16 protein-coding genes are annotated in these 17,330 nt (G+C 56.5%); 2 read left to right on the plus strand and 14 right to left on the minus strand.

The genetic code is table 11. The features are described 5' to 3' along the window. Window positions 1-231: 231 nt before the first annotated feature. Window positions 232-2,715 carry an arylsulfatase gene (locus tag AC0GUR_RS19055; protein ID WP_472879086.1) on the plus strand — a complete coding sequence of 828 codons (2,484 nt, stop codon included), beginning with the start codon at window positions 232-234 and terminating at the stop codon, window positions 2,713-2,715. Between the two features lie 156 nt (window positions 2,716-2,871). Here the strand turns inward: AC0GUR_RS19055 and AC0GUR_RS19060 are convergent, their stop codons facing one another. From AC0GUR_RS19060 to AC0GUR_RS19100, 9 genes are all read right to left on the minus strand, one after another. After that, complete coding sequence (locus AC0GUR_RS19060) at window positions 2,872-3,684, minus strand: hypothetical protein (RefSeq protein WP_472879087.1); 813 nt, start codon at window positions 3,682-3,684, stop codon at window positions 2,872-2,874. A 380-nt stretch (window positions 3,685-4,064) separates the two neighbouring features. Next, the gene (locus AC0GUR_RS19065; RefSeq protein WP_472879088.1) at window positions 4,065-4,391 is read right to left on the minus strand and encodes a cupin domain-containing protein; all 327 of its coding nucleotides are present in this window, start codon (window positions 4,389-4,391) and stop codon (window positions 4,065-4,067) included. 62 nt (window positions 4,392-4,453) lie between these two features. After that, window positions 4,454-4,831: a hypothetical protein gene (locus AC0GUR_RS19070; RefSeq protein WP_472879089.1), complete on the minus strand. Its 378-nt coding sequence runs from the start codon at window positions 4,829-4,831 to the stop codon at window positions 4,454-4,456. Between the two features lie 66 nt (window positions 4,832-4,897). Next, window positions 4,898-5,383: a hypothetical protein gene (locus AC0GUR_RS19075; protein WP_472879090.1), complete on the minus strand. Its 486-nt coding sequence runs from the start codon at window positions 5,381-5,383 to the stop codon at window positions 4,898-4,900. Window positions 5,384-5,814: 431 nt separating this feature from the next. Continuing rightward, the gene (locus AC0GUR_RS19080; protein ID WP_472879091.1) at window positions 5,815-6,126 is read right to left on the minus strand and encodes a DUF6968 family protein; all 312 of its coding nucleotides are present in this window, start codon (window positions 6,124-6,126) and stop codon (window positions 5,815-5,817) included. Between the two features lie 828 nt (window positions 6,127-6,954). After that, complete coding sequence (locus tag AC0GUR_RS19085) at window positions 6,955-7,257, minus strand: hypothetical protein (RefSeq protein WP_472879092.1); 303 nt, start codon at window positions 7,255-7,257, stop codon at window positions 6,955-6,957. 56 nt (window positions 7,258-7,313) lie between these two features. Further along, window positions 7,314-7,625: a hypothetical protein gene (locus AC0GUR_RS19090; protein ID WP_472879093.1), complete on the minus strand. Its 312-nt coding sequence runs from the start codon at window positions 7,623-7,625 to the stop codon at window positions 7,314-7,316. A gap of 60 nt (window positions 7,626-7,685) precedes the next feature. Continuing rightward, on the minus strand, window positions 7,686-7,928 hold the full coding sequence (locus tag AC0GUR_RS19095; protein ID WP_472879094.1) for a hypothetical protein: 243 nt from the start codon (window positions 7,926-7,928) through the stop codon (window positions 7,686-7,688). A gap of 52 nt (window positions 7,929-7,980) precedes the next feature. Next, entirely contained in the window at window positions 7,981-8,322 is a 342-nt protein-coding gene (locus AC0GUR_RS19100) for a hypothetical protein (protein WP_472879095.1), read from the minus strand. Window positions 8,323-8,851: 529 nt separating this feature from the next. On the opposite strand from AC0GUR_RS19100, the gene AC0GUR_RS19105 reads away from it, so the two are divergent. After that, complete coding sequence (locus tag AC0GUR_RS19105; protein ID WP_472879096.1) at window positions 8,852-9,424, plus strand: hypothetical protein; 573 nt, start codon at window positions 8,852-8,854, stop codon at window positions 9,422-9,424. A 39-nt stretch (window positions 9,425-9,463) separates the two neighbouring features. Here AC0GUR_RS19105 and AC0GUR_RS19110 read toward each other — a convergent pair whose 3' ends face one another. The 5 genes from AC0GUR_RS19110 to AC0GUR_RS19130 form a co-directional block, all read right to left on the minus strand. Continuing rightward, window positions 9,464-9,934: a DUF4279 domain-containing protein gene (locus tag AC0GUR_RS19110; RefSeq protein ID WP_472879097.1), complete on the minus strand. Its 471-nt coding sequence runs from the start codon at window positions 9,932-9,934 to the stop codon at window positions 9,464-9,466. Window positions 9,935-10,260: 326 nt separating this feature from the next. Next, complete coding sequence (locus tag AC0GUR_RS19115; RefSeq protein ID WP_472879098.1) at window positions 10,261-10,482, minus strand: hypothetical protein; 222 nt, start codon at window positions 10,480-10,482, stop codon at window positions 10,261-10,263. A gap of 28 nt (window positions 10,483-10,510) precedes the next feature. Then, window positions 10,511-14,899 carry an RHS repeat-associated core domain-containing protein gene (locus AC0GUR_RS19120; protein WP_472879099.1) on the minus strand — a complete coding sequence of 1,463 codons (4,389 nt, stop codon included), beginning with the start codon at window positions 14,897-14,899 and terminating at the stop codon, window positions 10,511-10,513. Between the two features lie 887 nt (window positions 14,900-15,786). After that, complete coding sequence (locus AC0GUR_RS19125) at window positions 15,787-16,383, minus strand: hypothetical protein (RefSeq protein ID WP_472879100.1); 597 nt, start codon at window positions 16,381-16,383, stop codon at window positions 15,787-15,789. Between the two features lie 114 nt (window positions 16,384-16,497). Beyond that, window positions 16,498-16,818 (minus strand): DUF7957 family protein, encoded by a 321-nt coding sequence (locus tag AC0GUR_RS19130; RefSeq protein ID WP_472879101.1) that lies wholly within the window; start codon window positions 16,816-16,818, stop codon window positions 16,498-16,500. Between the last annotated feature and the right edge of the window lie 512 nt (window positions 16,819-17,330).

Here is a 17,330-nt window from a genome sequence, read left to right on the forward strand (position 1 = left end):
AATTCCCCTTGGGGATTGGATTTCAGGCTAACACGGCCTTGGCGTCCGACCGCGACGAAATTTCCAACCAACCGCAAGACTTCCAGTAGCCAGCAACGACAACGCTAGAGTCCGCTCCGGGTCGGAAGCGGACATTTGCTGAAATGTATCCGATACAGATTTGCTACGTATAACTACCTAGACCGTGCCCGTGCTTATACGGTTGATCACGCTGAGCAGGTCTCACAGTGTATGGGCAGTACCCTGATCGTCGATGCAGAAGGTCGACAAAGATGGCGCCCACAACTCTCGGAGACCAGGGCCATGGCTAAGCGGATAGTGCTCTCGTTGTTAATGGCCGTTCTGGCCTTCCTATCAGGCGTCCAGGCCGTGACGGCGCAGAAGATTCTTCCCCGGCCGGAGCAAACATTCTCCGACGCGAAGATCGGGCAGAGCTTCAAGGACTCCAAGCCTGGCACGATCAACCTGGTGAAGGCGCCACCCGGTGCGCCCAACATCCTCTACATCCTCATCGATGATGCGGGATATGGGCAATGGGGCACGTTTGGCGGGCAAGTGCCGACACCCAACCTCGACCGTATCGCGCGGATGGGCCTCCGTTACACAGACTTCAACACCACGTCGCTTTGCTCTCCGACGCGAGCGGCCTTGCTTACCGGACGTAATCACCACTCGGCGGGTACAGGAGTGATCACCGAAGTTGGTGACGGTTATCCCGGTTATAGCGGACAGATTCCGAAGAGCACCGCCATGTTTGCGGAGGTGCTGCGCCAGAATGGATACAGCACAGCCTGGATCGGCAAGAACCACAATATTGCTGATTGGGAAACGAGCATCTCGGGTCCATTCGACCGGTGGCCCAACCTCCAAGGGTTCGACTACTTCTACGGTTTCGTTGGCGGCGAGATGGACCAGTGGGAGCCGGTGCTGTATCGCGACAATCAGCGCGTATCTCTGGAAATTCCCAAAGGAAAGGAAGGTCACTACACACTGAACGATTCGCTCGCCGATGACACCATCCGCTACATCAAGCAAGAGAAATCAGTTACCCCGGATCGTCCCTTCTTCGTGTACTACGCTCCTGGTGCAACGCATGCCCCGCACCACGTTCCCAAAGAATGGATCGAGAAGTTCAAAGGGCAGTTCGATCAGGGCTGGGACAAGTACCGAGAAGAGACCTACCAGCGCCAGTTAAAGCTTGGGGTCATTCCTCCCGGTACGAAGCTGACTCCGCGTCCCAAGGAAATCCCCGCGTGGGATTCGTTGACGCCTGATCAGAAGCGGGTGGAAGCACGGCTAATGGAAGTCTTTGCAGCGTACACAGCGCAGACCGACTATGAGGTAGGCCGCGTACTGGATGCGTTGGAAGAAGTTGGGCAACTCAACAACACACTGGTCTTCTTTGAGGTTGGTGACAACGGTGCATCGATGGAAGGCACGTTGAACGGAGCATTCAATGAGATCGCTACGTTGCAGGGCGTCCAGGAAGACACGGAATTCCTTGTTAAACACATGGACGAGTTCGGCACGACCAACGCTCACAATCACATCCCCGTGGGTTGGGCATGGGCTGTCAACACGCCATTCCAGTGGGGCAAGCAGGTTGCATCGCATTTCGGTGGAACGCGTAACCCGCTGGTGGTCGCTTGGCCGGATCGCATCAAAGACGCTGGGGGCGTCCGCGACCAGTTCCACCATGTCATTGACATTGCGCCCACGGTACTGGAAGCCGCGCACCTTCAAGAGCCCACCGAAGTGAATGGGGTCAAGCAGAAGCCCTACGAGGGCGTCAGCATGGTGTACACCTTCGATGATGCAAAGGCCGCTGGGCGCCATCACATTCAGTACTTCGAGATGTTTGGCAATCGCGCCCTGTACAAGGACGGATGGATAGCGGTCGCCCGTCACGGCCGCTTGCCGTGGCAGACGGTGGGCGGAAGTACGGGGGACTTCGACCACGACAAATGGGAGCTTTATAAGCTCGACGATGATTACAGCGAGGCAGACAACCTGGCGTCGAAGTATCCGGATAAGTTGAAGGAGTTGCAGGCGGATTTTTTGCTGGAGGCCAAGAAGTACAACGTCTTCCCGCTGGACGACCGCTTTGCCGAGCGCGGCGACCCTCGCCTTCGCCCCAGCCTGATCGCCGGACGAACCCACTTCGTGTACTACCCCGGCGCTGAGATTCCGGAGCCCTCGGCGGTCGACACCAAGAACAAGTCACACAGCATCACGGCCACCATCGATGTACCCAAAGGCGGCGGCGACGGTGTACTCGTCGCGGAGGGTGGAACTACCGCAGGGTTCTCGCTTTACGTGAAGGGCGGCAAGCCGGTCTACGAATACAACTACTTTGGGCAACAGCATTACAAAATCGCTGGTAACGCGCAGCTTCCCCAGGGCCCGGTTACGATCAAGGTGGATTTCAAGTCGGACGGTGGCATTGGCAAGGGCGGCTCGGTGACCATGTTCGTCAATGGCAAGCAGGTCGGCGAAGGACGGGTCGAGAAGACGGTCTTCGGGCGATTTGGCGGCGAGAGCCTGAGCGTGGGCATGGATACCGCCTCACCAGTCAGCGATAGCTACGAGTCGCCATTCACCTATGCCGGCGATATCAAGAAAGTAGAAATCGACATCATTCCTGTGGCGCTGAGCGCAGCCGATGAAGAGAAGGTGCATGGCGCCAAGCGCGACACGGCCCTTGGGACAGAATAATCGGCGGGCCTTCGTAATATGGCGGCGACCTACGCCGCCATCGGCTCGAATCGCGGGAGTGGCCGCTTCGGGTCGGAAGCGGACCTTAACTAGATAATGCTCGGTATGTCGTACCCATCCACTGGTTGACAACCGGTTGCCGGGCAACAGCAATTTTCAATTCTGCCCAGAGTGGTCTTCGTCATTCAGGTGATACTCAAACCAGCAGCCGCCCCAAGGGCCACTGTCTGGTGGATAAACTATTACCTGCCCGCCAGATAGCGCGTTCGTCTTTTGATCAAAGACTCCCGCCCTCTGGCTGATAAGTAACGTCTGCCCCTTGTACAGCACGGGATAGTTATCGATCAGTAGCGCAGCAGGTCCCCGCTTGACACGCAGGTCCGGGCCGCTCAAGTCCGGCAAAATCACAAATGTGCGACTCCAACGAAACGACGTGCTGCCCGGACAGCCCGGAATGGCTCGCGAGCCAGCCTTCGACGACAAGAGCGCAATCGTTTGGATCCCGGAAGGAGCTGGGTCTTTCGGTGTATCACCGAAGTACGCAAGCAGATGCGTATGCCAGATTTGGAGCGTGTAGCCTTCTCTTACGAGATCTCTGGCATGGGTGCGCGCACGCTCCCATTCTGGCGGTGGATCTTCTTGCAGTGCTTCCCCCCAACGCGGGGAAACCGGCACACTGACATAAAGCAACTTCGCGATTAGATCAATGTGTTTGCTAGCGTCGAGCGTCTCCCAAGGTGGACTGTTGAACTCGGGATACGTCGGGACGGCCACTGACGTACAGCGGGCGCTTGTGTGATTCAAACGATAGAGCAATGCTCGACACAGCTCTGCGTTTGGGGCGTCGGGATGGGTCGTGGATACCCATCCGGCCGCATACGTCGCAGAAAACCCCAATAGATAACAGCCAGCTACACGCGCCATCCATTTCAGGGAAGTCAAGCGAGCACCCTCCAGTCTTCTGCTCATGCGCGGTCTCTTTGTGTCTCCTGGAACCGTCCGCTTTCCGGGTCGGAAGCGGACCTTACGATCCCAGATCGTGCAGTCTTAATCAGTGCCTTTAGGCGCATATTCACTCGCTCCTGGGCCACTTTCAGTTGGGGTTACACTTGGGATACTGAGCAAACGCGCATGCGGTGGAGGTAAAACATGGCTGGCATAGCTAGTGGGACATCGCCAAAAACATTGACGGCAAAAATTGTCTGGTGGTGTGCATTTTCGATTGCGGTACTGTTTGTTCTGTACGTGCTGAATGAGAACCTGCACTGGTTTTGAAGCGCGTCGCAATGACTGGTTGCCTCATCGTTGCATCATGTTTGGAAACTGCCGCTTCGGGTTGGAAGCGGGCCTTAGACAATTCCAGAACGGATGGCATCGATATCAAACACTTTCACCACACTCGACGGCAGATCTCCCTTTACGGTCAACCAGTACGTGCCCGCCGGAATGACCGCCTTGTGCCCTTTACCAATGGTAGTGGTGTGACTGTCTATCACTATCTCGACTGTACCGCCCAATACAAATATCTGGTGTTCTTTGCCTGTCCCCGGAAACGAGGTTCCTGCCTGGTATAAGTTGGGCGACACCCGAAACCTCGCCGGTGGTTGAAACGCGGCTCTTATCTCGTCCACTGAAGAAAACGTGTGGGGAGATATCTCTCCAATGCCCCCGGTCATGCTTCCCCCTAATTCCGTTCTTTCACATTTTGAGCGTCCGCTTTGGGTCGGAAGCGGACATTTTACTCAGCCGTACAGACCAAGCTCGTACTTGCACTGAGTCTGGCACGGAGAAACGCGGACGCTCGGCGCCGCGGCCCCAAATCCGTTTCCGGTTCTGCTTCGTCGGGCAGATCGCTCAGGGAGCTCGGCAAGGAACTGACGCCGGCCACATTGCACAGAAGATCGAAGTAGTAATAGTCGACATCATTGGCATCGACGGGCGAGCCTTGTAGAGAGAACTCCAAACCTTCTGCGCTCGCGATGTACCCCGGCACCTCGTCGAACCGATCGGTCTCCACTAGCCGCTGAGGTGCCAAGAGGACATTCAGCTCATCGGCAACAGCGTTAAGTGGCCGATCCGCGACGATCGTGACGGCTCCCCAGTAGCGCTTTGTCATCATCTCCCCCTCAGAATCCCTTCCGTTCCGTGATGTCCGCTATGGTCGGAAGCAGACGTAAGAATCTCATCGCCCCTTCGGCTTCCAAAGCGCCCTTGGCACGTAGGGAACCCGTCCTGTCCCATCATTGACGGTGATGACCTTGTGCCCAAAACACTCCAAAAAGGCCACCATGCAACCCGTGCCGCCGAACGGGTAACTTTTCGGATTGAATAGCAAGTGATGGCTGTGTCCGCGATCCTCGATGGTAATCAAGTCGTACTCGCCATCGGCAAGGGAATCCAGCATAGATCCGAGATCCCACTGCGGCCCTGGCAGCAAGTGGCGTTGACCCGGTGGTGTTCCAAACCACATCGCCGACCATTCCGCTCGCTCTTCTTCCGACGGACTCCAAAAGAACGACCTTTCTGCCTCAGTTAGCTGTGCGGAGAACACCGAGTCGTCCAAAGTCGCCCCTACTTGTTTCGAGGCTCGAATTTGTTCGAACAACGCCGCTGTCCGGGCCAGCGCGGCAGCGTCGACTGGCACGAATTCGACCGAACAGCAGTCCATTCTCTCCCCCTGTTAGGTCCGCTACGGGTCGAAGGCGGACATGCCGATGACGATTGCAGACCAGCTCGACCGCGAGACTAGGTCAGCGCGATTGTCCCGGCCGTGATAGCGACCAGGCCCGCAATCCATAGCCCAATGATTGCTCGGTAATACTGATGCTGCCTGATCCCAACGAACAGGTAGCCCGGAACCACAAGGAATGCCAGCCCCTTCCCGGGGCTCATGCCAAAGCAAAGTATGGCAGCGGTTAGCTGTGCAAGCGCCGAAGCGAACAATCCCGAGACGACAACAGTCACCCAAACCCCTTCCATACACCCTCCTGATGATTGGTCAGCCTAAGCCGTCGAGACTGGTCGAGCTGCGTTGATTATGTCTGCTTCGGGTCGAAAGCGGACCTCTCCATCTTGCAGAGCCAACCGCTCTGGCCGCACTCAGTACTTGGTGGTTCCGAAGGTTGCGTTCACGGCAAAAATGTCACCTGAGGCGTACGTCAGCTCGCCACCCCTCTCGACAAAGCCGTCGAGCAGACTTTTGGCGAGCGATATCGCCAAGCACAGCGCTTGAAGTGAACTTCCACCATGGATGTCTCGTAGATTCTCGTACAGCGGAAAGATCTTGAGCGGGCACGCCCACTCTTTTTCATCTCCCTGCCACTGATAGGGAGTCCCAATTTCTACGACAACTTCAAATCGCTCACCGTCCGCAACGCGACCGAAGAGCGCTTCTTTGGCTATGGTCTCCATTTTTGCCCCGACGGTTCCCTCTAAATGAGACTAGGCGCGAAGCGCCAACATTGATGTCCGCTCCGGGTCGGAAGCGGACGTCCTCAATTGGTCGTTATTTTCTTGAGCTCTCGGTCATAAGCCAGGGCATAGTCCTCTGCGACCTTGATCAAACGTCGGTGCTCCACACTTTCAGCGGCATCGCTAGTTCCGTCGAGACATCGAATGCCAAACTCAGGTGGCGGCAGGTTGCCTTCGGGGCCGGGAATGCTGCAAGTGAACCCATAAATGCCTACGGGCCTTACGTCCCCCTGGGCTGCGCGCGCTCTAGCATCCGCGCCAGGGTCTTTCAGATTCAAAGACGAAAGCGTAGCCCTGAGGCGCGCCGTTTGAGCCCCAGAGTGTCCCTCAGAATGGCCACCGCCTGAGCATGCAGCCACAAGTGCACCCGGTAGGACCATTAAAACCAGCCGTCTCAGGATCAATCCTGCTCTCCAGTAGTTAGGGTGACTAGCTAATGTCCGCTACGGGTCGGAAGCGAACCTCCTCTACCACCCAAGCATCACACCGGTTATGCCGACTGCGACAAGCGCCAGTCCGATAAGGATGGAGAACGCCCCAATAGCCGTAGCATCTCGCCCGATATAGGTTTGGCTCGGCCCGAATCTTCGTTCCTTCACCGTTATGCGTCGACGAACGATGCCGATGACACCGTGCGTTGCAGCCAAAAGGCCGATCACACCCACTCCAATAAGGAATCCGCCTCTATCGGTCATCGCCCGGTCACTCTCCCTACCATCAGATTCTATGTCTGCTTTGGGTCGGAAGCGGACCTTAGCTCTTACGTCATTAATGAAGCGATTTTGTGCGGTCGCTCATTGTTCGAGCGGGATGCTCGGCTGGAACTATCGATGTCGGCACGTCCTTCATCAAGAGAACCGGCATTTCCAGCGCCCGACGTACGAGTTCTTCATCCGTCATTGGATCAAAACACTCAACGATGAGTCGATATGCCCCAAGCGGGTCGGGACAGCCGGCACAGAAGTTGATGAGCACCAGCTCAAGTGCCGCTTGACTGAGCCCATGCTTTCTAGGCTGGCTCATTACACCCAACATTGCCAACAGGTCTTCTTTGCTTGCGATCCTGTCCACATCTTGCCCCTGGATGGTCCTTATTGGACGTGTCCGCTTCGGGTCGGAAACGGACGTCACTCTGGATGATAGTCAAATCGTGAATACCGGCTCTCGTAGAACTCTTCCAACGAAGTATTCGCCTCAAAGAGCTCGGACCAAACTTCATAGCCATCAATCAGTCGGTCCCCGTCCTGCTCGTAACCCACCTGGTCAGGATGGGCTACAAAGCCCAGCGCTTTTGCATAGGCATCGGCTTCGGTGTGCGCCTTCGCGTGAGCCTCATCCCAAGAGGTCGCCTCGAAGACAACGATCCTCTCTTCGAAGACCGCAGTACCGTCGGTCTTAGTGCCCCAGTCGTACACGGTGCGGATGGCATACCACGACATAAGCTAATCCCTTAGTTTCTAAGTACCCAAAAACTGTCCGCTATGGGTCGGAAGCGGACATTAGCCAGACTCGCTTCTGCAAGAACCGTAGAAGTCCAGCGCTTCCCGCACCAGCGAGGTTAGGTCGCTTCCATCGCAACGAAAGAACTCAGTTTCTCCAAGCCTTCCTCCTGACAGAACGACCGTATAGATGTCAGGGCTACCCGCCAGCAGTCGGGCGCCATCCACCTTTATGACTGCCACTGCCCCCTCTTGGGCCAGCGCCTCGATCTCTGAGAACGCCGCCATGAATAGTGCGTCCATGCATCCTCCTAGGTTTGGAGCTTTATGTCCGCTTCGGGTCGGAAGCGGAATCTCACCTAGTAATTGCGACAAAGCCGGGCAGCCCTGCGCCCCCAAAGTGCCACGCTTCCGGACCGGTTGCCCGAGGGTCCGAGGTTAGAACAGATACCTTGGCGCCATTAGCGAACGAGATGGACAGATCGTCGTTTGCGCCACGCTCAACAGCAGTGACTTTTGACGAGATGAGCGAAACCAGTTCGTCACAGAATCCCGGCTCACCAGGTCGAAACCTCTCGCCGCCACTGGTTAAGGTCGGTGGTGTCAGAAGCGTGAAGTACACATCTTGAAAGACGAGTTGTAGATAGTCGTGGATGAAAACGACTTGGCTCAATTCGTCCTTTGGAGTCATGTCCATGCTCGCAACTCTCCTTGTGTCGGGTCGCCCCTTAATGTCCGCTTCGGGTCGGAAGCGGACCTAAACAGCTTGCCGGGAAGGCTGCCGACCGGCAATGCCCCGGAGCCGCTAGCGGCCACCTTGCCTTGTCGGTCTGCCGGGCCCGCTATAGCCGGGTCCTTGTTTCCTTGAACCAGGGAGAGAGCAGCGAGCCGCTTCTGGCTAAGCCCCATTTCTTACGATTCGAGGCTTGCACAGCGATGAGGCTCCGCCCCTTGTCCGACCAACTACACCTCTGCAACCTCGCACGGCATGATGTGGAAACAAACCAACTGATTGAGACCGGCGAATGCATGTCTTTCGGGTACCTGTCGATCCATCCAAGCTCCTGGACATTCCAGAATCAGCCCGAGTCTTCTTGGTCGGGGCCGCACATATCACAAACGAAGTAACGCTACTTCAGCGGCTCTGCACGGCCTTTCCAACCAACCCCCGACAGGCAACCTCAGGCGCTGAAGAACTAATCGGCACGATGCAGACTCTATCGGCCATGCGTCTGCTTGCAGGAAAGCTCCTAGAGGGATGGGAGTTCATCAATAAGGCATTCTTTGCAACGAAGCTCGGTTGCACATGGAATGACGAGGCTATCGGCAGTGATGCGGCCGAAGCACTTTCCAAGATGAAGAAATACTTTCAGCCCAAAGACTGTCCAATACGAATCGTTAGGAACGAGTTCGCCTTTCATCATGACCACAATAATCTTGCCAAGGGCTTCGATCACGTCAGCACAAGCGAACCCTTGGAACTCGTGCTAGCAACTGGATCCGCAAATACGTTCTATCTACTCGCAGACCTCATCGCGAACGCTGCGCTTCTAAATCGACTCCCGGTAGCTGAAGGCGAAGAACCAATGAGTAAGTTGGTGGCTGATGTCCTACAAGTCTCTCAAGCATGGCAACACTTCATTCAAGGGTGCTGGCTCCACGCATTACAAACGTACCTAGCACCTGCGGGAGACATTAATAATTGGACCGCAATCAACATTGACTCTGCGCCACGCGTTACCGATTTCTTCATCCCTGTATTTTTGAATCCAGGAGACCCTCAGACAACTTTACGGTAGCGTCCGCTATGGGTCGGAAGTGGACATTACGTTGAAGGCCTATTCTCTGCCGTCAGATGTCGAAAAGTAATTATCGACATAAACAGGGACGCCAAACTCGGCCAACCTTACTAGTAGCGTTGCAGAGAAGGTAGGCCCGCCATCAAAGCTGGTTTGGAAGTGCCCGCACCACCAAATGACATCGAACCGGCGTGAATATGTGGCGATCAAGGCGCGTTTCGACCAAAGGGCATCCATGACCGAAAGCAGCCCTTCCTCTAGGCTGTCCCACTTCCTTATCTGGCCATCGACCGAAGCGCCGTAGGACCACATGGAGTCGGCCCAAAGCTCGCTAGTGCTCCTCGGCTGCCCCTTCCCTCTCACTAGATTGGGCATCAAGCCGAGATCTTCGGTGATCTCGTCAGGGTGAAGCTCCACACCACTGATCCTAAGTTGCACGGAATACGTGTGCATGGTCGATCTTTCCATGTCCAAATACTTTCCACGGCCGATATCAAGGATGTCCGCCATGGGCCGGATGCGCACATCAATGATTTGCCATCGGACGAACCTATTTTAGGCTCCACCAGGTCTAGTCGCTTGGGCCATTGATCGGCCATGTTCAATTCGAAAATATCGACACGGCTGCTAAGAACCAACGAACTGCACATCAGCGCCAGATAAATCGCGCGCGCGCCAAAGACTGCTGCGCACGCGCGCATGGCCGTGCGGCCACATCGCCTGGATCAGTTCGACCGAGTCGTCGAGCGCCGGACATAAATCGGAACCGAGCCAATCACCTCAGTAGGGAATGCGCTGAGCTGATTGGTCTCAGCCTTGCTCAACTTCCACGAAGATCAGTCAAGCTCCGGCGGCTTGAGATTTGGGTGTATTTCATACAACGGATTTAAGATATCCAGAAGGATAGTTCCCATAACTTTACCAATCGCACGTCTATATGCTTTAAGTTCCTCCGGCCCACAACCGGATTGAACGAGAGCAACCGAGCGATCAAGTTTTCCACCGCATTCAAGCAAGACCTCACTGATTTGTTTGGCAATATCTGCGTTCTGAATCATCTGTATGCTCTCTTTCGAAACTAAGTGTTCAAGTGGCTGGGTTCAAAGCCAAACCAATAAGAATGAGGATAATCGCTGTCAACGCGGAGGTTGCTGTTCTCTGCTGCGTCTGAGGGTCCGGGGCAGGTATTGACGGAACCTGATCAGGCTCTGGAAGTGGCTTGCCACCTGGGCCGCAGCCATGCGCTTTTAAGTATGCATTGACACAGTTCCAGAAACGAAAACCGTTGTCGCCTGACGGCAGCGCTGTGTCAGAACATATTTCAAGAGCATCTTCATGAACTTTACGGCAGCGATCCTCCTCGCACAGCCCCAACGGATCCGCGATGTTCAATGGCCGACCACCGACATAGTCGTATAAATTCGGCCCGGCTTTGAGACCCATGGGATCTGGCTGTAGGTAGCGCCCCGTCACTGCTTCATAAGAGCGGTTTACGTTGTACGACAGCCCGCTTTCTGCATCGAAGTACTGGCCGGGAAATCGGAAGTTCAATACAAACCCACTCGTGCTTGACGGCTGCTGCTCAGCAAAAGGATTCCCTTGGTAAGCAAGCTGCCAAACGGTGGTAGCACTGGCGTTGGCCACTGCACGCGGCGTGTTCAGACCATCCGCGTGCACATAGTTCACGGTGCTGGTCGTACCTGAAGTATCGACGACGGCGACCGGAAGATTGTCCAGCCAAATGTAGTCACGGGTGTTGCTGCCGTACTCACCAATAAGCTGACTGTTTTCGTCATAGACAAAACGCAGACTGATCGATGATGGAATGGTGGCGACTTTTGCTGTGCGCTGCCCCAGCGCGTTGTAGGTGTAGGTACCTACGGTGCTGCCATTGCTCTGCACAACCGTCATCCGATTGCGTCCGTTGTAACCAAAGCCATAGGTGTTGCCACCCACCGAGCTGGCCGTAGTGTTGCCGTTGACATCAAAGGTCCGCGCCGCATTACCGATGCTGGTGAGGTAGTGCGTACCCGTCTGGTAGGCGTAGGTTCCTGTCGCCAAACCGCTGGCGGTCTTGCTTAGGCGATCACCGGCCTTGTTGTAGGTATAGGCCTCCTCCACCGTGCCACCGGCGTTCTTGAGCCCCGTCAGACGATACAGTGGATCGTAGCTGTAGGTTTCGGTGGCCGGGTTGGCGCCGGGCGCGTTGCCGAGGGCGATGATGTCGCTCATTGCATCGCGAGCAAAGTGAAGGCCCAGCACCGGACTTGCCACGTCGGTCAGTGCGTAATTGGCATCATAGGTGCGCGTGACCGTCTGGCCGTTGCCCAGCGTATAGCTGGCAATTGGGCCGAATGGCATGTAACTGATCGTCGTCACCGCATTGCCCGAGCCACCGCCACCCGTCCCCGGGGGCAGCACCGTCACACCACTAATACGACCCGCGGCATCCCGGGTGTACTGCGTGGAGGTACCACTTGGCGTCAGCGTGCTGGCCACGCGATCAGCCAGGGTATAGCCGTACCCCATGCTATCTGTGTTCGTGCCCTGCGTTTGCTGCTTGCGGATCACATTGCCGCGCTGGTCGTAGCAATAGATCGTGGTGACAGCATTCTCGATGAGTCGCGTCAACCGGCCAACTGGATAGGACGTCACGCACCCTGTGACGCTATTCGCATCGTCGTAGTGATAGCCGATATTGAGCGTGCTGTCCGTGTAAGTCGTGGCGGTGCGCCGGTTCAGCGCATCGTAGGCCATCGTGGCGACCACGCTCTTGGCATCGGTCCGCTGGATGGCATTGCCGGCAGCGTCATACACGTAGGACGTGGTGCCTGTATCGGGGCTGTGCACGGCCTTGGCGTTGTTCAGGCCATCGTAATCGTAAGTGGTGTTCAAGCTTGTGGGATCACTGACACCATTCAGATTATTGCGTTCGTCATACGCGAAGACGCTCTGGGTATTCTGGGTGGACTGATCCGTGCCGTTGTAGTTGTCGATGGTGCTGACCAGGCGATTCATTCCATCATAGCCCAGTTGGCGTTGTACGCTCAGGGCGTCGACCGAGTGCACCAAATTGCCATTGCCGTCGTAGCTGTCGCTGTAGGTAGCCGTGAACACGGTATGGCTGAGGCCGTCGGTGATTTGCGTCAGCTGGTCCAGCGTATTGAACGTGCGCGACAGGGAACGCCGCACTGTATTCCCTGAATCGAACGTCTGCTCCTGGGTTTTGTTGCCCAATGCATCCAGCGTGTAATGGATATGGTTACCGACTGCATCAGTCACATCAGTTAACCGGTGTGCCGTGTCGTAGGTATAGCTGACATACGCACCATCGGGATCGGTCACCTTGGTGATATTGCCGACACTGTCGTAGTTGATTTGCGTTATCGCATCATTGGCCGAGGTGGAACCGTCCGCGTTAGCGCGCACCGTACGGCTGAGCAGCCAGCCACGCGGGTGATAGGTCACATCCGTGATGACGCCATTGGCGTCCTTCTGACGAACTACCCGGCCATTCTTATCGTAGGCCATGGCGGTGGTCACGTGACCTATGGCATCGGTCACCTGGTAAAGATCGCCAGCCTGATGGCAGGAGCCACCCACCGTGCCACAGCCCGAGGTATCCGAGGTTAGGTAATAGCTGTACTGGGTCACGCTGGTGAGATCGGTACGCGGCCCGGTCACTGTCAGTAGTAGACCAACCTCCGGACATTGCGTGCCATCCACCACATCGCAGTAGGTGTACACCCAGCGACGAACGCCCGCTGGCGGCGTGCCCGTGGCGGCGCACGTGTAGCTTCCTGCCTGGGCCGGGTCAATATCGCACCGAACCAGAGGTTGACCGCGACTGTTGTCGACCCAGACAGTTTTGGTGGTGATGGTGCCTTGGGCATTGGCCACCGTCCGAAGCACCGGCACGTGGAAGCTGGTGTTCCAATTCGTGGCAATCGTTCGTTGCTCGGACAGGCCGACGGCCTCGACCCGTTGATCTTCCAGGCCACGCGTGTCGAAGGTGAAGTTCGTAGCGTGGTTGTTGAAGTCCGTAGCGCTGGCCGGGTACCCGTTGGTGTCGTAGGTCTGGCTCTTGGGTGGTTGACCGCAATAGCTACACATAGCACTGAGGCTCGCCTGGCGGGCCACGCCGTAGCTCACGCTGAACCCAAAGGTGCGCGCCTGACCCAGCGCGTCAGTGACCGTGGTAGTGCCGTTGCTGTTGTACGCAAGACTCGTGCGATCGATAGTGCCGCCCGTATATGCGCCGTGCACGCTCAGATTGGCGCGGCCATCCGCGGTATAACCCCAACTAGCGTACCGCGCACTGTTCTCATCGACGACACCCGTCAGCGCATTCGGCTGGCTGGTACCGGAGGTCTGTCCGGTCTCGTTGTACTTGTAGGTACGGGTTACGGTGCTACCGCCGATCGTCGGATAGACCACCGTGGCGAGATTGTTGGAACCGTCGTAGGTGTAGGTGATGACCTGACCGAGGTTATCGGTTACGGAGGCCAGGCGCCCGCTCGTGTCGTACCCGAAGGTTAGGCTGCGCCCCTGCGAGTCAGTGACTTTCTGTACCGCGTTGGTGGGATGGCTGGCTGTGTTGATGTAGCTCAAGGTTTGGGTGAAGCCACCCAGCGCGGCGATCGACAGGAGGCGGCCCTCGTTGTCGTAGCTCTCGACATCGTCCGTCGCCGTGGTGATCTGCCAGCCTGTCGACGTTGCCAGTAACTGTTCACGAACGTCGGCATCCGGCTTCCAGGTGCTCCCACTCAATGAAAACGTAAGCAGTCGTCCATCGGGCCGATAGGCCCGCACGCGATCAATTCCACCGCTGGGTACCGAGGGGTAAGCGATCAAATGTCCCGAATAGGTATGAGACCATCCCATGCCCATGGGTGTCGGCAAGTTGGACACATTCATGTTGTGCGAGTAAGTGCGATCGAAACGCAGCGGGAACGGACCGGTTCCGACGTAATCGTTGTCCTTCTGGTACTTGTTGCCGCTCGCCGTGTGGATCGGGTTCGTTCCGTTACAGGAGACGCAACAATTAACGTCACCCGCAGTGCACTTGGGTGAACCGCACTGCTGCGTATCGGGATCGCCATAGCCACTGATACTGCAGGGCTCGGCACTTCCAAATGCTCCATAGACAAAGGTATCGACTAATTCCAATGTGACCCAGACGTTGGCGTAGGTACGCTCAATGTCGGCTCGACACTCGAACTCGCCCAATCCATCATCAGCGCTGACGCTCAGGGCGCTGACGCGATACTTGACGCTGGGATTGGTCTCGCTGGCTCGGTAATTCTGGATGCGCGATTCGACCTCGCCAGTCACGCAAGCCTCGGCAGAGGTGCGATAGTGCGGCAAGGCCGGGTTGTTGTTCGAATCGAGGTAGTAGATGTCCGCATGTGCCACGGACGAGATGAGGAAAATTAACAGCACCAGCGCCCACTTCCTTACGGACTGCACACTCATACCGCCTCCGGTGATGGAGTGAAGCCACCATCGCGGTGGCAGCGACAAGAATCGAAACCTGGGAGAACTGCCTTCCCCTAAGGCAGTGGGCGCGAGTTTGCGCGGTCAACTTGCAGCGGAAACGTGCGACTCATCGCACTATTTTGTAGGGTCACGCGGATTTGACGACTTCGTAAATTTTCGCGAACAGACGCAAATCAACTCGCGTCACGCTTGCCAACTCGAATGTTAATCGGCCATCCAAAGAAGAAAACGAGTTAGTGTGATTCGAGGTCCGGTTCATGACGCACGCCGACATCCGCACTGACTCTCGTAGCGGGAGCGGCTGTGGCAGCACGGAGTATCACAAAGCTTTCCGACCTTCCGCCATCAATGAGAAAACGGCGTGACCTAAAGTTTCCGTACGCACTGGCTTTGATCATGCCCGCTGGTTCGAATGCGCGGCGATCTCGGTGCGCATACGCCACGACATTGAACGGGTGCGGTCCCGGCATGCGGGGAGCCATCCGCGGATTGTCAGCAAATCCTCGCTGACTCCGGCACTCGCGCCGAGATGGTCTCTACTAAATGGGGATAATGTTCTGAGTCGACGCGAAGCCCCTTCGTACTGCCTGGAAGCATTTCCGAGTCGTTCGTGATTTCTTCGTTTCGGACATCTCATTGTCCATCGTTCTCCACTAACAGGCGATGGTGGACAGTAGTGGTCAGCGGGACGTCTGCATGCACACATCCGCCGACAATCAGGGTGCTAAGCACAGGGCAGATTGCCCGATGCCGACGCGGATTCATCCCCTTTCCATCTTTACCCCAATTGAGTCTCGCTTAGGTCCGCTTTGGGTCGGAAGCGGACCTAACGATACCGATCCCGCACCTGAAAGCTGACGAGTCTATTGGCAAGCAATGGCCGCTAGTGCCACAGCAATAAGTACGACACCTACCACCAGGATTACGGTAAGTCGCCGACTAGTTTCGCGCACCAGATCTGGCGCTTCGCTCGGCACCCACTTCGAGTCGCCGGCGACTTGCATCTCCCATGGCCCCCAGGTTCCGCGGCGGTAAAAGAGCACTTGGTATGGCCGAAGCTTTTCACCAAGGCCTGCAAGAAGTGCGTCAAATTCAACCAACCCTCCGTCGATCTTTGCGAGGCTGGCATCATCTCGATTCAAGAGCCACGAATCCGTCCCACCTCTTGGAGAACTGACCGTGATCACCCGCGAAATCGAACTAAGCGGAATGAGCTTGGTGCAAAACGCGCCCGTAATGGCCACGTTATCGGCACCAAGGGCAATGACGTAGCGGCTTACATACAAGTAGCCCCATGCCAGCACAGCAAGGACGCAAGTTCCGATCATGCCGAAAACGATATTTGATCCAACGCTTGAACTCGGTGTAGGTGTCATCGCCGCATAAAAAGCGAAGCCAGCCACCGCGACGATGAAGCCCAGCAAGGCGTATGAGATCCAACTTGGAAAGCGGTATTCCATGGCTGATCGATCGCTGTCTCGTAAACGGTTGGACGAACCAGATGGGCAAAAGTAACCCGGCCGATGGCTTTTGCTAAACGTCCGCTTCGGGTCGGAAGCGGACCCTGGCTATAGTTACTTGGACCAGCCAATTTGGCGAGCCACGCCGGTAACTTGGTCAATGGCGTAGGTGTTTCCGAAGAAGCGCCTAGCTACAAGCGAACCGTCAGTCGCTCGGGACAGGGATACGAATGAGTCCCTCTCATAGAGGCCCGGGTTTGCCTCGATCTGCCAAAGGACTTCGCCGCCAGTCGACAGGCAGTAGATGTTCGCGTTGTACGTGGCCACATCCAGACCTGCGACATCGACCTCATCCAGAAGCACGATCGTTCGCTCTGGCATGTCGGCCAAAGAGACCGCGATTCTGGAAACCTGATCAGATGAAAGTCGCCTCATCCACTCTCCCCAGGGTGACTCGCCGCTAGTTTCTGTTACGTCCGCTTCGGGTCGGAAGCCGACATTCAATTACCGTGGCGAAGTCGAAGAGCTTCTTGGCGGATCAAGCAACCAGGCCAGGAGCAGCAGCCCAGCCTCCGCCGGGATAGCCCATGCCAACATGCTTGTCACCGTAGGCGACTCCCCCGGGTAATCCATGGCTGCAAACGGGCTGAAAACTCCGATTGGAAAGATGATTGCGGCAAGAAGGAAGAATGCGGCCGCTAAGCCGCGCGCAATTTGGTTCATGCACAACAACCCTATGGCGAGCGTCAGCAGGCCAATCGACAGTGCAGCTGCACCGACAGGCGCCACCTGTCCACGAAACGCCCCGTAACTTTCGTCGCCGGCCCGCCAAATGCACCAGACGGCTACGAGATACGCCGCAATCCGGCGAGCCCAATCCAAACGCCCCATGTCTCCCCCGTTATGGTGTGTCGCTCACTTTGCCTATCTGAAATGTCCGCTTCGGG

This window comes from Dyella sp. PARNA 12/25, from assembly GCF_055702865.1.

Coding starts and splice junctions, on each gene's coding strand:
- AC0GUR_RS19055 (WP_472879086.1), top strand. CDS start 232: ATGGGCAGTACCCTGATCGTCGATGCAGAAGGTCGACAAAGATGGCGC.
- AC0GUR_RS19105 (WP_472879096.1), top strand. CDS start 8,852: ATGCGTCTGCTTGCAGGAAAGCTCCTAGAGGGATGGGAGTTCATCAAT.
- AC0GUR_RS19075 (WP_472879090.1), bottom strand. CDS start 5,383: ATGGACTGCTGTTCGGTCGAATTCGTGCCAGTCGACGCTGCCGCGCTG.
- AC0GUR_RS19120 (WP_472879099.1), bottom strand. CDS start 14,899: ATGAGTGTGCAGTCCGTAAGGAAGTGGGCGCTGGTGCTGTTAATTTTC.
- AC0GUR_RS19070 (WP_472879089.1), bottom strand. CDS start 4,831: ATGACAAAGCGCTACTGGGGAGCCGTCACGATCGTCGCGGATCGGCCA.
- AC0GUR_RS19065 (WP_472879088.1), bottom strand. CDS start 4,391: ATGACCGGGGGCATTGGAGAGATATCTCCCCACACGTTTTCTTCAGTG.
- AC0GUR_RS19130 (WP_472879101.1), bottom strand. CDS start 16,818: ATGAGGCGACTTTCATCTGATCAGGTTTCCAGAATCGCGGTCTCTTTG.
- AC0GUR_RS19125 (WP_472879100.1), bottom strand. CDS start 16,383: ATGGAATACCGCTTTCCAAGTTGGATCTCATACGCCTTGCTGGGCTTC.
- AC0GUR_RS19110 (WP_472879097.1), bottom strand. CDS start 9,934: ATGGCGGACATCCTTGATATCGGCCGTGGAAAGTATTTGGACATGGAA.
- AC0GUR_RS19090 (WP_472879093.1), bottom strand. CDS start 7,625: ATGTCGTGGTATGCCATCCGCACCGTGTACGACTGGGGCACTAAGACC.
- AC0GUR_RS19100 (WP_472879095.1), bottom strand. CDS start 8,322: ATGGACATGACTCCAAAGGACGAATTGAGCCAAGTCGTTTTCATCCAC.
- AC0GUR_RS19060 (WP_472879087.1), bottom strand. CDS start 3,684: ATGAGCAGAAGACTGGAGGGTGCTCGCTTGACTTCCCTGAAATGGATG.
- AC0GUR_RS19115 (WP_472879098.1), bottom strand. CDS start 10,482: ATGATTCAGAACGCAGATATTGCCAAACAAATCAGTGAGGTCTTGCTT.
- AC0GUR_RS19095 (WP_472879094.1), bottom strand. CDS start 7,928: ATGGACGCACTATTCATGGCGGCGTTCTCAGAGATCGAGGCGCTGGCC.
- AC0GUR_RS19080 (WP_472879091.1), bottom strand. CDS start 6,126: ATGGAGACCATAGCCAAAGAAGCGCTCTTCGGTCGCGTTGCGGACGGT.